General features: G+C 68.6%; 13 protein-coding genes. 8 read left to right on the top strand and 5 right to left on the bottom strand.

Annotated features, from left to right (window positions below; all coding sequences use genetic code 11):
- Window positions 1-184: 184 nt before the first annotated feature.
- From AB0383_RS12375 to AB0383_RS12355, 5 genes are all read left to right on the top strand, one after another.
- Window positions 185-871: an HAD family hydrolase gene (locus AB0383_RS12375; RefSeq protein WP_364170685.1), complete on the top strand. Its 687-nt coding sequence runs from the start codon at window positions 185-187 to the stop codon at window positions 869-871.
- A 42-nt stretch (window positions 872-913) separates the two neighbouring features.
- Window positions 914-2,302: a cysteine--tRNA ligase gene (cysS, locus tag AB0383_RS12370; protein WP_364170683.1), complete on the top strand. Its 1,389-nt coding sequence runs from the start codon at window positions 914-916 to the stop codon at window positions 2,300-2,302.
- Window positions 2,303-2,339: 37 nt separating this feature from the next.
- Window positions 2,340-3,299: a 23S rRNA (guanosine(2251)-2'-O)-methyltransferase RlmB gene (gene rlmB / locus AB0383_RS12365; RefSeq protein ID WP_364170681.1), complete on the top strand. Its 960-nt coding sequence runs from the start codon at window positions 2,340-2,342 to the stop codon at window positions 3,297-3,299.
- 195 nt (window positions 3,300-3,494) lie between these two features.
- On the top strand, window positions 3,495-4,928 hold the full coding sequence (locus AB0383_RS12360) for an MBOAT family protein (RefSeq protein ID WP_364170679.1): 1,434 nt from the start codon (window positions 3,495-3,497) through the stop codon (window positions 4,926-4,928).
- 74 nt (window positions 4,929-5,002) lie between these two features.
- The gene (locus AB0383_RS12355) at window positions 5,003-5,494 is read left to right on the top strand and encodes a TFIIB-type zinc ribbon-containing protein (RefSeq protein ID WP_366186918.1); all 492 of its coding nucleotides are present in this window, start codon (window positions 5,003-5,005) and stop codon (window positions 5,492-5,494) included.
- Here AB0383_RS12355 and AB0383_RS12350 read toward each other — a convergent pair.
- On the bottom strand, window positions 5,485-6,135 hold the full coding sequence (locus tag AB0383_RS12350) for a class II aldolase/adducin family protein (protein ID WP_366186916.1): 651 nt from the start codon (window positions 6,133-6,135) through the stop codon (window positions 5,485-5,487). The genes AB0383_RS12355 and AB0383_RS12350 overlap by 10 nt on opposite strands.
- 130 nt (window positions 6,136-6,265) lie before the next feature.
- Window positions 6,266-7,339, bottom strand: coding sequence for a hypothetical protein (locus AB0383_RS12345; RefSeq protein ID WP_364170673.1), 1,074 nt, complete (start codon window positions 7,337-7,339; stop codon window positions 6,266-6,268).
- A 417-nt stretch (window positions 7,340-7,756) separates the two neighbouring features.
- On the opposite strand from AB0383_RS12345, the gene AB0383_RS12340 reads away from it, so the two are divergent.
- From AB0383_RS12340 to AB0383_RS12330, 3 genes are read left to right on the top strand one after another with little or no spacing between them, the layout of a single operon-like run.
- Window positions 7,757-8,932, top strand: a complete 1,176-nt coding sequence (locus tag AB0383_RS12340) for a DUF445 family protein (protein ID WP_366186948.1) — start codon at window positions 7,757-7,759, stop codon at window positions 8,930-8,932.
- Window positions 8,933-8,974: 42 nt separating this feature from the next.
- Complete coding sequence (locus AB0383_RS12335) at window positions 8,975-10,198, top strand: DUF445 domain-containing protein (protein WP_366186914.1); 1,224 nt, start codon at window positions 8,975-8,977, stop codon at window positions 10,196-10,198.
- Window positions 10,199-10,250: 52 nt separating this feature from the next.
- Window positions 10,251-11,570 carry a hypothetical protein gene (locus AB0383_RS12330; protein ID WP_364170669.1) on the top strand — a complete coding sequence of 440 codons (1,320 nt, stop codon included), beginning with the start codon at window positions 10,251-10,253 and terminating at the stop codon, window positions 11,568-11,570.
- A 1-nt stretch (window position 11,571) separates the two neighbouring features.
- Here the strand turns inward: AB0383_RS12330 and AB0383_RS12325 are convergent, their stop codons facing one another.
- From AB0383_RS12325 to AB0383_RS12315, 3 genes are read right to left on the bottom strand one after another with little or no spacing between them, the layout of a single operon-like run.
- On the bottom strand, window positions 11,572-12,456 hold the full coding sequence (locus tag AB0383_RS12325; protein WP_220244773.1) for a metal ABC transporter permease: 885 nt from the start codon (window positions 12,454-12,456) through the stop codon (window positions 11,572-11,574).
- Between the two features lie 3 nt (window positions 12,457-12,459).
- Window positions 12,460-13,296: a metal ABC transporter ATP-binding protein gene (locus AB0383_RS12320; protein ID WP_364170667.1), complete on the bottom strand. Its 837-nt coding sequence runs from the start codon at window positions 13,294-13,296 to the stop codon at window positions 12,460-12,462.
- Window positions 13,296-14,213 carry a zinc ABC transporter substrate-binding protein gene (locus AB0383_RS12315; RefSeq protein WP_366186946.1) on the bottom strand — a complete coding sequence of 306 codons (918 nt, stop codon included), beginning with the start codon at window positions 14,211-14,213 and terminating at the stop codon, window positions 13,296-13,298. Before AB0383_RS12315 ends, AB0383_RS12320 begins: the two co-directional genes overlap by 1 nt.
- Window positions 14,214-14,345 lie beyond the last annotated feature (132 nt).

Here is a 14,345-nt window from a genome sequence, read left to right as displayed (position 1 = left end):
TCCTTGCGGCCGGCGACGTGTTGTCAAGGCACGCTTTCCCGCCTTGACAACACGTCACCGGCCGTCAACACAATCCAGCTTCGGGGTGCACCCCCCACGCAACACGCCCCGCGAGGCCCGAGAACCCACCCCACACAAACCCGACGCCACTCCCGCAAGAACCAGATCTAGTTAAAGTGACCACGTGGCCATCAACGCAGTCCTCTTCGACTTCTCCGGCACCCTCTTCCGACTGGAACAGGACTCCTCCTGGCTCACCGACGTCATCGACGACCACGGCCAATCCCTCGACCTGGAAGCCCAGACCGAGCTCATGCGCCGCATGACCGCCCCCGTCGGCCAGGTCGTCGAACTCGATGCCGAGTACCGACAGGCCTGGAACGACCGAGACCTGGACCCCGACCTCCACCGCAAGGTCTACCTCGAAGTCCTCTCCCGCTCCGGCGTCCCCCACCGCGACCAGGCCGAAGCCCTCTACAACCGCCTTATCACCCCCAGCGAGTGGACGCCCTACCCCGACACCGAAGCCGCCCTCAAACTCGGCGCGGCGGGCGGCCGCAAGGTCGGCGTCCTCAGCAACATCGCCTTCGACATCCGCCCCGCCTTCACCCAGCGCGGCTGGGACACCCACATCTCCTCGTTCGTGCTGTCCTTCGAGGTCGGAGCCGTCAAACCGCAGCCGGAGATCTTCCGCGCGGCCATCGACCAGCTGGGCGTCCGCGCCGAAGAGACCCTGATGATCGGCGACAGCGAAGAAGCCGACGGCGGCGCCCGCGCACTGGGCTGCGCGTTCGAACTCGTCGACCCGCTGCCGACCACAGAACGGCCGGACGCACTTCTCGGGGCTTTGCGCAAGCACGACGTCTTTTGACGTCTTGCGACGTCGCCCACACCGACCCCGTACCCTTTATGGGTGGCCCTACACCTGTTCGACACCGCGACCCGTGCCTCTCGGGAGTTCGTTCCCGTCCGCAGCGGAACGGCGTCCATCTACCTGTGTGGCGCCACCGTGCAGGGCGTGCCCCACATCGGGCACGTGCGGGGAGTGCTGAACTACGACGTCCTGCGGCGCTGGCTGCTCCACAGTGGACTCGACGTGCTCCTGGTCCGCAACGTCACCGACATCGACGACAAGATCCTCACCAAGGCCGCCGAAGCGGGCCGGCCGTGGTGGGAGTGGGCGACCAAGCACGAGCGCGCGTTCGAGAAGGCCTACGACGACCTGGGTTGCCTCCCGCCGTCGGTCAACCCGCGCGCGACCGGGCACATCACACAGATGATCACGCTCATGCAGCGGCTGATCGACAGCGGCCACGCGTACGCGGCCGACGGTGACGTCTATTTCTCCGTGAAGTCGTTCGACGGCTACGGCAAGCTCTCGGGCCAGCAGCTCGACGAGGTGCAGCAGGGCGAGACACCGACCCGCGGCAAGCTCGATTCACGCGACTTCACGCTGTGGAAGAGCGCGAAGCCGGGCGAGCCGTCGTGGCCGACGCCGTGGGGCGACGGGCGGCCGGGCTGGCACCTGGAGTGCTCGGCGATGTCGACCAACTACCTCGGCCCGGAGTTCGACATCCACGGCGGCGGCGTCGACCTGGTCTTCCCGCACCACGAGAACGAGCGCGCGCAGTCGAACGCCGTCGGCGACCCGTTCGCGCGGTACTGGCTGCACAACGCGTGGGTGACGATGTCCGGCGAGAAGATGTCGAAGTCGCTGGGCAACACCGTGTCGATCCCGGCGATGCTGGAGCGCTACCGCGCGCCCGAGCTGCGCTATTACCTCGTGCAGCCGCACTACCGGTCCACCGTCGAGTACTCCGACGGCGCGGTCGCCGAGGCGGCGCAGGGTTACCGCCGCATCGAGGCGTTCCTGCGGCGGGCGGCGGCCGCCGGTGAGGTGCTCGCAGGCGCCGTGCAGCCGGACTTCGCCACCGCGATGGACGACGACCTGGCCACGCCGGCCGCGTTCGCCGTGGTGCACAACACGGTGCGCGACGGTAATGCCGCGCTCGACGCGGGCGATACCCCCAAGGCACTCGAGCTGGCTTCCTCCGTGCGCGCGATGACCGACGTGCTCGGCGTCGATCCGCTCTCGGACCGCTGGGCCGACGGCGGCGGCAGCGAGACCCCCGTCCGCGAAGCGCTCGACGAACTCGTACAAGGCCTACTGGCCGAACGCCAGGAGGCGCGCGCCGCGAAGGACTTCGCGCGCGCGGACGCCGCCCGTGACCGCCTCACGCAGGCGGGCATCGTGGTTGAGGACACCCCGAACGGTCCGCAGTGGACGGTCAGGAACTCCTGATCCGTTCCACCGCGGTGGATTAAGGACTCGGTTACACATGGCAGGGAACTCACGGCGTCAGGGCGCCATCCGCAAGACCGGCACCAAAAAGGGCCAGGTCGTCGGCTCCGGCGGGCAGCGGCGCAAGGCGCTCGAGGGCAAGGGCCCCACGCCGAAGGCCGAGGACCGGCCCGGGCACAAGGCGTACCGCTCCGCCAACGCCGCGAAGACGCGGGAGCAGGCGCGGCAGAAGAAGGCCGACCGCCCGGAGCTCATCGCCGGCCGCAACCCGGTCGTCGAGGCCCTGCGCGCCGACGTCCCGGCCGTCGCGCTTTACGTCGCGGTGAACATCGAGATCGACGACCGCGTGAACGAGGCCGTGCGCCTCGCGGCCGACAAGGGCATCTCCATCCTGGAGATTCCGCGCGAGGAGCTCGACCGCAAGACCAACCGCGCCATGCACCAGGGCCTGGGCCTTCAGGTGCCGCCGTTCGAGTACGCCCACCCGGACGACCTCATGGAATCCGCGCGCGACTCGGGCTGCACCCCACTGTTCGTCGCGTTGGACGGTGTGACGGACCCGCGCAACCTCGGCGCGGTCATCCGGTCAGCCGCCGCGTTCGGCGCCCAGGGCGTGCTCCTGCCCGAACGCCGCAGCGCCGGCATGACGGCCGTCGCGTGGCGCACGAGCGCCGGCACGGCCGCCAAGCTCCCCATCGCCGTCGCGACGAACCTCACGCGGCAGTTGAAGGCGTGGGCGTCGCAGGGCCTGATGATCGTGGGCCTCGACGCGGACGGCACCGTGGACATCGACTCCCTGGAGCTCGCGGCGGACCCGCTGGTCATCGTCCTGGGCTCCGAGGGCCGCGGCCTGTCGCGCCTGGTGCGCGAGACCTGCGACGCCACGGTGTCCATCCCGATGGCGGCGGGCGTCGAGTCCCTGAACGCCTCGGTGGCCGCCGGCGTGCTGCTGGCTGAGGTCGCTCGCCGCCGCCGCGCGGCGGGCCGGCTGAGCTGACGTTTCTTCGACCGCTGCCGGGCTGCCTGTCATCGGGCGGCCCGGCAGTGGTCTGAATCCCCTCGGTGCGACCGGTCCCGGTTGCCCCTTTCGCGACCACCCTCAGTGATTCGCGTCCGGATCCGCTGGCCTTCACTCCACCGGGCCACCCGCTCGGGCTAAGGTCAGCTCCGGAACCGAGGGGGTCCGTCACCGATGTCGTTCGTTTCGCCGCTGTTCTTGTGGTACTTCATGCCCGCGGTGCTGATCGCCGTGCTGGTGTGCCCGCGCAGCTGGCGCAACGGCATCGTCGCGGTGGCGAGCCTGCTGTTCTACACGATCGGCGCCGGTCCGTACCTGTTCCTGCTGCTCGGCTGCATGGCCGTCAACTTCCTCGCCGGCCCGGCGCTCGAACCCAGCCCCTGGGACGTCCGCAGCACGCGGCGCAAGCGGATCCTCATCGGCCTCGTCACGCTCGACGTGCTGGTGCTCGTCATCTGGAAGTACGCGGGCTTCGCGACGCAGCAGATCGCGGCCGTCGCGCACTGGTTCGGCGGTGATGTCGGCGTCGCGAGCATCGTGGTGCCGATCGGCATCTCGTTCTACACGTTCCACCACATTTCGTACGTCGTGGACATCTACCGCGGCGAGCGTCGCGCGCTTCGCAACCCCGTGTCGTTCGCGGCGTACATCGCGATGTTCCCGCAGCTCATCGCCGGTCCCATCGTGCGCTACCGCGAGATCGCGGACCAGCTGCCGCAGCAGCGTTCCCACCGCCTCGACGACATCGCCGCCGGCTTCCCGCGGTTCGCACTGGGCCTCTGCAAGAAGTCCGTCGTCGCCGACTCGCTCAGCCCGATGGTCGAAGCGTGCTTCTCCACGCCCCCCGACCAGATGACCTTCGCGACGGCCTGGCTCGGCGCCATCGGCTACACGCTGCAGCTGTTCTTCGACTTCTCGGGTTACTCGGACATGGCCATCGGCCTCGGCCGCATGCTGGGCTTCCGCCTCCCGGAGAACTTCGCGCGGCCGTACTCCTCGGTCACCATCACGGAATTCTGGCGCCGCTGGCACATGTCCCTGTCCCGCTGGTTCCGCGACTACGTCTACATCCCCCTCGGCGGCAACCGCTCAGGCGCCGGCAAGACCTACCGCAACCTCTGCATCGTCTTCGTGCTGACCGGCTTTTGGCACGGCGCCCAATGGACCTTCCTGGTCTGGGGCTGCTACCACGGCGCCCTCCTGGTCATCGAACGCCGCTTCAACCTGGGCGACACCCCGGCCGGCCCGGTCGCCCGCATCGCCCGCCGGGTACTGACCCTGGTCCTCGTGGTGTTCGGCTGGGTGTTCTTCCGGTCCACCGACCTGCCGCACGCGCTGAGCATGATCGGCCACATGCTCCTGCCGGACTTCGGCGGACTCGGCGATGTGGTTTCGAGCGCGCTGACCAACCAGCGGTTGGTGATTTTGCTCTTGGCGCTGGCCGTGTTCGCGCTGCCGGCGCATCCGGTCACGGGGCCACTGCTGGAGTCCTCGCGGACGCGTCCGGCTACGGCTCTGCGGGTGGGCGTGATGACGGCCGGGTTGGTTTATGCCGCGATTCTGGTGGCTACGGGGACGTTCAGTCCGTTTTTGTATTACCAGTTCTAGCCGAGCGAAAATCGCAATGGGAATCGGCGGCCGTCTGCGTACCCTGTACCTCCGTGGGCAGCAGAGGGGCGAGCGTGACAGCCGATCAGCAGCGGTTCCGCGATCAGCGGCTCACCGCATGGCATTTCGCCGCCGGTGAGGTGCTGGTGCACTGCCCACGGTGTGCGGAATGCGCCAGGGTGGTCGTCGTGCCGGGGGTGGGTGCGGAGCTGCGGGAGGCCCGACGGCTGGTGTGCGGGCGGTGCGGGTGTGTGCGGGACCAGACCGGTGGGACGCAATACGGGCAGGCGCCGACTGGGACCATGCGCGATCCGTATCTGAGGGAGCCGCTGTGGTTGCAAGGCGATTGCGGCGGGAATGTGCTGTGGGCGTACAACGAAGCGCACCTTGATTACCTGGAGGCTTTTGTCGGTGCGAGGCTTCGGGAGAAGGTCGTTGTCGGCGAGGGTGAGTGGCGGCGGAGGATGACGATGGTCGCCAAGCTGCCGGCATGGCTCAAAGCGGCGAAGAATCGCGAAAGGGTGCTGCGCGGAATTCAGCGGATGCGGGCGACGCTTCAGCCCTGACCGTAACCGCGAAGTTTTTCCACCACATGCTCAATCTCCGCCGCCGGCAACAAAGCCGGAGTACCGGCCGAGCGGGCCAACAACCACACCTGACAGAGCCACTCCAACTGCTGAGCACGGTCATAAGCCGCAGCCAGCGTGGACCCATAAGTGACCGTGCCGTGGTTGGCCAGCAGGCAGCCCCGGCGAGCCTCCAGCGCCGGGAGGATGTGGGCGGCCAGAGCGTGGGTGCCGTAGGTCGCGTAGGGGGCGACGCGGATGGTGGGGCCGAGGGTGGCCACCAAGTAGTGGATGGGCGGGAGCTCGTCGACCAGCGTCGACGCGGCGGTGGCGTGGGCGGAGTGCGTGTGGACGACCGCGTTCACCGGGGCGTCGTCGGGGTCGGTGGCGTGGTTGTAGATGGTCAGGTGCATGGGCAGTTCGCTGGTGGGCCGGAGACTGCCATCGACGAGCTCTCCGTCCAAGCCGACGATCGGGATGTCGGCCGGCTGCAAAGTCGCGTAGTCCACACCGGTGGGGGTGACGGCGACGAGGGCGCCGTCGCGGATGGAGAGGTTGCCGGAGGTGGCGACGACCAGGCCGTCCGACGCCAGGCGGCGGGCGTAGGTGCAGAGGGCCGCGCGTTCGTCTTCGAGGATCAAGAGGCAAAACCTCCGCAACCGGCGCTGGTGGATATTGGCATTCTCGGGGCGAACATCCGTGCGGCGCGAATCGGCGACCCCGAAAAAAGAGCGGGCCCACCAAGTGTGGTGGGCCCGCCAAAGGGTGGGGTCAGCGAGCGGCGACGTCCTCCGACTCAGCGGCAGCGCCCCCAACGGGCTCCGGCTCCGTAGCCGCCTGGTCCGCCGGGTTCAGCAGGCGCAGGGCTTCCTGAACCGCGACATTCGTAGCAGCCAATCGGTCCGCCACCTTCGCGCGCAGGTCGAGCGCCAGGGTGCGGGCTTCGGTGGCCTCGGTCTGCTTCTGTAGGGCGTCGGCGAGGGCGGCGTCCGTTTGGGAGCGCTTGGTGGCGATCTCCTCGGACGCGGCGCGTTCGGCTTCGGCGCGGGCGGCGGCGGAGGCGGCTTCGGCGGCGGCGTCGGCCTCGACGCGGGCGCGGCTGGCCGATTCGTCGGCTTCGGCGCGGGCGCGGGCGGCGGCTTCGTCGGCTTCGGCGCGGGCGCGGGTGGCGTCGGCCGTGCGGGTCGCGATGTCCTCATTCGCGGCAGCGGTGCGCGTGGCGATGTCTTCGTCGGCCGCAGCCGTGCGCGTGGCGATATCTTCATTCGCCGCAGCCGTTCGCGAAGCGATGTCCTCGTCCGCAGTCCGGGTCCGACGCTCGATGTCCGCGTCGGCCGCGGCCGTACGCTCGTCGATGTCAGCCTCAGCCGAAGCGATACGCGACGCGATGTCCGCCTGCGCCTCCGACAGCAGCCGCTCGCGCTCGGCTTCCGCTTCCTTGCCCAGGCGCTCGACGGTCCGCTGCGACTCGTGCGCGTATTTGTCCGCCTCGGCGCGGGTGGCGGCGGCGTCGGCTTCGGCGGCGGCGCGGAGGTCGGCGATCTCCTCCTCGGCGAGTTGCATCATCATGCGCACGCGCTCGGCCATGGCTCCGGCGCCGGACGGGCTCGAGCTCAGCCGCACAAGGGCGGCTTTCGTCTCGGACAGCTCGTTCTGCGTAGTGGTAAGGGCTTTGGACAGCTCGCCGGCCGTCGCGATGGCCTCATCGCGGCTGTGGGACGTCTCCCTCAGCTCGCGCGCGAGCGCGGTGAGCCGCTCGTCGACCTGGCGCTGGTTGTAACCCCTGACCGCGACTGCGAACGGGGCGCTCTTGGGAGTGGCTTCGGACTTCTCAGGCGCGACCATCGGGCCACCTTAGTGAGGGCAGGTCCGTGTTTACGTACCGCCAAACGGCTGCATTACAAAATGCGCTACCCCCGGTCACGCATGGCATCGCAGACGAGGAGGGACGCCGGGGAGAACAACGCGGAAACAGCGGGAGACCGGAATGGACGGTCCGCAACAAGGCGCCGGATCGATCTTCGGCCCGACCGGCACGAGCCCGGCGAATACACGGCCCTGACAAGTCACCACCGTCGATCCGCAGCCGAGCAAGCCAGACGCCGAGCGAAGCCAGAAGCCGGGCGCAGCCCGCAGCCGGCAAGCCCGAACCGGTGAACACCCGACGCGGCTCCCCGACCCACTGGCCGCCGCCCGCTACCGTGCGCGTGAGCGCGACACGGGGAGGCGAGCGCGGTGCACCACTGGCAGGTCTACGCGACGATGCCCTTCATCGCCGCGCTGATCGGCTACGTCACCAAGCGCGTGGCCATCGAAATGATGTTCCGGCCCGTCGAGTTCGCCGGCGTCAAACCGTTCCTCGGCTGGCAGGGCGTGCTGCCTGCGAACGCCGAACGCATGGCGACGACCGCGACGGAAATGCTCACCACGAACCTCGTCGACCCGAAGGAGATTTTCGCGCGCCTCGACCCCGCGCAGGTCGCCGAGGAAATCGAAGAACCGCTGCTCGAAGTCGTCGAAGACGTCACGCGCGAGGTCATGGAGACCTACCAGCCGCGGCTGTGGGAGGTGCTGCCCACGACCGCGCAGCAACTGCTGCTCAAGCGCGTTCAGGCCGAAGCGCCGCGCGCGATCACCAAGATCATGCGGGAAATCGCGGCCGACATCGAAGACGTGCTCGACCTCAAGCACATGGTCGTGACCAACCTCGTGCGCGACAAGGCGCTCCTCAACCGCCTGATCCGCGACATCTCGAAACCGGAAATGCGGTTCATCGCGCGTTCCGGAATCGTGTTCGGCTTCATTCTCGGCTGCGTTCAGCTGCTCGTGTGGTCGTTCACGAAATCGCCGATCGTGCTGCCGCTGTTCGGTCTCGGCATCGGCTGGCTCACCGACTGGCTCGCCCTGAAAATGATCTTCCTGCCTCGCGAGCCGAAACGGTTCTTGGGCAGCTATACGTGGCAGGGCGTTTTCCAGAAGCGTCGCGACCAGGTCGCCGCCGACTACGGCGACATGATCGCCTGCGAGATCATCACCGTGCCCAACCTGCTGGAAGCCGTGCTGCGCGGGCCGAAGTCCGACCGACTGTTCACCATGATCACACGCGAGGTGCAGAAGACGATCGACGCGCAGGCGAGCGTGGTGAAACCGTTCGTCGCGATCGCCGTCGGCACGAAGCGCTTTCAGGAAATGAAGCAGACTGCCGCCGCGATCGCCGCGCGGCGCGTGCCCGAGACGTTCCGCCACGCCGAGGACTACGCCGTGAACGCACTCGACGTGCGCAACACGATCGTCGACTGGATGCGCAAGCTCACCCCGTTGGAATTCGAACAACTACTCCGCCCTGCGTTCCGGCAGGACGAATGGAAGCTGATCGCGGTCGGTGCGGTCATCGGTGGGCTGGTCGGCGAGCTCCAGGCGCTGGCCCTGCTGCACTGACAACTGCGATACGGTTTCTCCGGCGAGTGGAGGGAGGCCGGTTTGGACGCAGTCCTCGACGACCTCGCGCGGCACTGGCCGGTCTACGCCACGATGCCGTTCATCGCCGCGCTCATCGGCTACGTCACCAAGCGCGTCGCGATCGAGATGATGTTCCGCCCGCTCGAGTTCGTCGGGATCAAGCCGTTTCTCGGCTGGCAGGGCGTGGTGCCCAAGCACGGCGGCCGGATGGCGGCCATCGCGACCGACCTGCTGACCACGAACCTGCTCGACCTCAAGGAGATCTTCGAGAAGATCGACCCGGTCATCGTCACGCGCGAGCTGGAGCAGCCGCTGCTGCGGGCCGTCGACGCGATCGCGCGCGACGTGCTGGAGGAGCACCACCCGCGGCTGTGGGAAGTGCTGCCGACGCTGGCGCAGGAGCTGCTGATCAAGCAGGTCCAGGCCAACGCGCCGCGGCTCGTGCGCGAGTTCCTGGAGGACGTGCGCGACAACCTCGACGAAGTGCTCGACGTGCGGCACATGACCGTCGAAAGCCTCACCCGAGACAAGGCCCTGCTCGTGCGGCTGATCCGCGAGACCTCGCGGCCCGAGATGGCGTTCATCGCCCGCGCCGGCATCTTCTTCGGGTTCGGCCTCGGCGTCGTGCAGGCGATCGTGTGGGCGTTGACGCGCCAGCCGCTCGTGCTGCCGATCTTCGGCGGCTGCATCGGCCTGTTCACCGACTGGCTCGCGATCAAGATGATCTTCCTGCCCCGCGAGCCCGTGCGCGTCGGCCGTGTGATCCTGCAGGGGAAGTTCCAGCGCCGCCGCGCAGAGGTCGCCCGGCAGTACGGCGAGCTGATCGCCGGCGAAGTCCTGACCACGGCGAACCTGCTCGAAGCCCTGCTGCGCGGCCCGAAGTCCGACCGGCTCGTGGCGATGGTCGAACGCGCGGTGGGCCACGCCGTCGACGAGCAGGCCAGCCTCGCGAAGCCCGTGCTCACCCTGGCCGTCGGCGGGCGCCGGCTGCAGGAGATGAAGCATGAGGCCGCGCGACGGGCGCTGGCGGAGCTGCCGCAGACCGTCCGCTACGCCGAGGGCTACCTCACACAGGCCATGGACGTCGCCAAGGTCATCGAGCAGCGCATGCTCGCGATGACGCCCGTGGAGTTCGAAGGGCTGCTGCGCCCGGCGTTCCGCCAGGACGAGTGGAAGCTGATCGCCGTCGGTGGCGTGATCGGGTTCATCGTCGGTGAGCTGCAGGTCCTGCTCATGCTCGGCTGACTTTTCGGTGGTTGCCCACACCTCGTTCACCCGAAGTGGCTACCGTGATCGAGTGGCGTCCGAACCCCAACAGCTGCCAGCCGTCCACGAGGCGTACCTGCCCCGCGAGCACGCGCTGCACCGTCCGCGGCACGGCAAGCGGCAGCTCACAGCGCTGATCTGCGCGCTGCTGTTCTTCACCACACCCACGCTGCTGTGGGTGTTCGGGGTGCGCCCGACCGAGATCGAGAACCACAAGCTCGCGGGTTTCCCCAGCATCGGCGACGGCTTCGGCTTCTTCACCGGCCTGCCGACGTGGGCCGTCGACCAGCTGTCCTTCCGCGCGAGCGCCATCAACGCGGCCGACGGCGTCAGCCGCGCGATCTTCGGCGAGGACGCGCCGCTCGACCAGGGCTCGTCGTCCGACTCCGGCCCCATCCCCGCGCCGCCGCTGCAGCAGCCGGGCGCGCCCAACCAGGGGCCTGCGGCGCCGAGCCTGCCCGGCAGCAACCAAGCCGGCTACCGCAAGGTCGTGCAGGGTCTCGACGGCTGGCTGTACTACGGCTACGACGCCGAGTCGAAGTGCACGCCCACGCAGGACATCGACACGACGCTGAAGAAGGTCAACGAGCTGCGCACCGCGGTCGAGGCTTCCGGGCGCAAGTTCATCTTCGTGGTGACGCCGGACAAGACGACGATGGTGCCCCAGTTCCTGCCCGACAGCTTCCCGGGCAAGGAGTGCTCGCAGGCCGCCGCGCCGAACGACTGGTACAAGATGACCACCGTCGGCCACTCGCTGGATCTGCGCCCGGCGCTGGCCGCGTCCGCCGCCCGCGTCGGCCACCCGATCTACGCCCCCAACGACACGCACTGGCGCGACGAAGGCGGCCTCGTCCTCACGCGGACCCTCGCCGAGACCGTGCAGCCCGGCGTGACGACGAGCTGGCTGTCCACTCCGGACGGTGTATACGACGCCGTCGCCGACCTGCCGCTGCTGATCGGCAAGTCGGGCACCAAGTCCAACACGCAGTACAGCCTGAAGCCCGACGGCGTCACCGACCGCGCGGCGGGTTTCCTCGCCAACATCGACCAGCCCGTGCACCACAGCTCGCCCCCGCTGGTGGGCACGATCGCCAAGCCCACGCTCGTCTACGGCGACTCGTTCAGCCTCGCGTCCTCGCGCTACCTCTCCGCGGCTTTCACGAACCTGACCTACCTCGCCTACTCCACTGACAAGACGCCCCAGGCGCAGGCGGTGAACGAGTTCGTGAACTCGCAGGTGGTCGTCCTGCAGGCCGTGGAACGCAACGTCGCGGGCGGCCTGGTCCCGTTCACGGACGACGGCTTCATCAACGCGGTGAAGACGGCGATGGCCGCGCACCCCATCAAATAGGTCAGACGGCTACGGGTGTCCGCTCGGCCGGAGCGGTCACGCGGACGCCGGTGCGGCGGTCGCGCGCCCAGGAGATGGCGCGGCAGATCAGGTAGATCAGGAACGAGATGGCCGTGACGAAGGCACTCACCGGTTTGCCCGGGGCCAGCGACAGGATGATGCCGCCCAGGGCCGCGACCTCCGCGAAGATCACCGACAACACCGTCGCGCGCAATGGGCTCGCCGTGACGCGGGCGGCGGCCGCGGCGGGGGTCACCATCAGGGCGACCACCAGCAGCGACCCGACGATCTGCACGCTCAGCGCCGTCGCGACGCCGACGAGCAGGGAGAACACCACCGTCAGCGTCTTCACCGGCACGCCGCGCGCGACGGCGACGTTGCGGTCCACGCTGGCGAACAGCAGGGGCCGGTAGACGCACGCCAGCACGGCCAGCACGGCGACGGCCGAGATCACCAGTGACGTCAGGTTCGTCGAGTCCACGGTGATGATCTGGCCCGTCAGAATGCCGAACTTGTTGGCCGACCGTCCCTTGTAGAACGACAGCAGCAGCACGCCCATGCCGAGGCCGAAGGACAGGATCACGCCGATCACGGAGTCGCGGTCGGCGTCGCGGGTGCCGAGGATGCCCAGCAACAGGGCGGCGGCCACCGCGCCGAGAAGCGCGCCGTACTCGACGCCGACGCCGATCAGCAGTGCGCCCGCCGCGCCGGTGAAGGCCAGCTCAGACGTGCCGTGCACCGCGAAGGACATGCGGCGCATCACGATCAGCGGACCGAGGATGCCGGCGAGCAGCCCGAGCACGGCGGCGGCGATGAGCGCCGTCTGCACGCCGTCCAGCTCGGTGATCAGCTCCCACGTCTTGGCGAAGTCGAACATGCCGTCCAAGGCTCAGCCCACTGCTTCCTGCTCGTGGTGGTGTGGTTGGTCTTCACACAGGGAGCTCTGCGAACCCGCGATGTGGATCTGACCGCCGACGCGCAGCACCTCGACGCGGGTGCCGTACAGCTCGGACAGCGTCTCGGAGTTCATCACCTCGTCGGGCTTGCCGACCCGGAACGAGCCGTTGACCAGGTACAACACGCGGTCGACGAACTGCAGCACCGGGTTGATCTCGTGCGTCACGAACAGCACGGCCGTGTCCGCCGTGCGCCGGCGCCGGTCGATCAGCTCGCTGACCGCGCGCTGGTGTGCGAGGTCGAGCGAAAGGAGCGGTTCGTCGCACAGCATTACGGACGGGTCACCGACGAGCGACTGCGCCACCCGGAGGCGTTGCTGTTCACCGCCGGAAAGCCGCCCGATCGGCTGCTTCGCGTACGCCGTGCCACCGACGGCCTCGATCGCCTCCGCGACGCGACGCCGGCGGTCGCGCATGCCGAACACGCCGGTCCCCCAGCGGTGCCCGTCGAGGCCCAGACCCACGAGGTCGACACCACGCAGGGTCAGGCCGTCGTCGATCGCGCGCTGCTGCGGGATGTAGCCGACCTTGCGGTTGGCGCCGCCCGGGCGGCCACCGGCGATCTCGATGCTGCCGGCCGAGAGGCCCTGCATGCCGAGCAACGCCTTGAGCAGGCTGCTCTTGCCGGACCCGTTGGGGCCGAGGATCGCGAGGAACTCGCCCTGCTCGACGTCGAGGTCGAGCCCGGACCAGAGGGTGCGGCTGCCGAACGCCAGGCCCGCCCCGCGGACGCGAACCGCGGGGCGAACCGTCGAGAGCGCGGCGGACATCAGCTGTTCAGAGCCCCGGACAGCGAGTCCACTTCCTTGGTCATCCAGTCAATGTAACCCGTGACGTCGGCAGGCAGCGTCTCGGCTACGTCGACCACGGCGACGTTCGACGCCTTCGCGTCCGACACCACCTGCTGGGTCAGCGGGGTGACCGTCTGGACGTTGTTGATCAGGGCCTTGACCTGCTTGTTCTTGATGAGCTGGGTGAAGTCGTTGACCGCCGTGGCGGGCACGTCGGTCTCGTTCTCGACCGCGTCGGAGAAGGCCTTCGGAGTCGCGTCGGTGATCTTCGCGGTCTCGAGCAGGTAGTGCGCCACGGGTTCGGTCACCACGACCTTGGTGCCCGGGTGCGCGGCGCCGACGGCTTCCGTCTTCTTGACCAATGCGTCGACCTGGCCCTTGAACGCCTTGGCGTTGTCGTCGAAGGTCTGCTTCGACGCCGGCTGGATCGCGCTGAGCGCCGAGGCGACCTGGTCGGCCACCTTCTCCACGCCCGGCAGGTCGAACCAGACGTGCTCGTTCTCGTCACCGGTCGCGGCGATGTCGTAGGCCACGAGCTTCTTCGCACCCGAGGCCTGGTCGGCCAGCTTGCCGAAGAAGTCGTCGTAGCCGCCGCCGTTGGCGAGCGTGAGCTGCGCGTTCTTGGCCGCCAGCGCGTCGTCGGCCGTGGACTCGTACGAGTGCGGGTCGGCCGTCGGGTCGTGGATGATCGACTTGACAGCCACCTTGTCACCGCCGACGGCCATGACGACGCTGCCCCACACGTCCGTGGCCGCGATGACGTTGATCTGCCCCGTCGTGGAACCAGAGCCGGAACCGGTGCCGGAGCCCGAGTCGGTGCTGGAGCAAGCGCTGAGCGCGAACACGGTCAGAGCCGAAGCGGCGGCGAGCACGCCGCGGGTGCGGCGGGTACTCAGGCGGGAACTCATCGAAGACTCTCCTGGGTCGAACCGATCAGCTAATGGAAATCGTTGTCAGTTTCACCTTACCCCATCCGAATGACAAGAGGCGCTCCACCGGGTGGCAGACCACGTCTCCGTCACTCAGCG

It is taken from the genome of Amycolatopsis sp. NPDC051373, from assembly GCF_040689465.1.
In the GTDB taxonomy this organism is placed as follows: domain Bacteria; phylum Actinomycetota; class Actinomycetes; order Mycobacteriales; family Pseudonocardiaceae; genus Amycolatopsis.
Note: the sequence above shows the minus strand (reverse complement) of the source record. Positions and strands in the feature narration are given on the sequence as shown.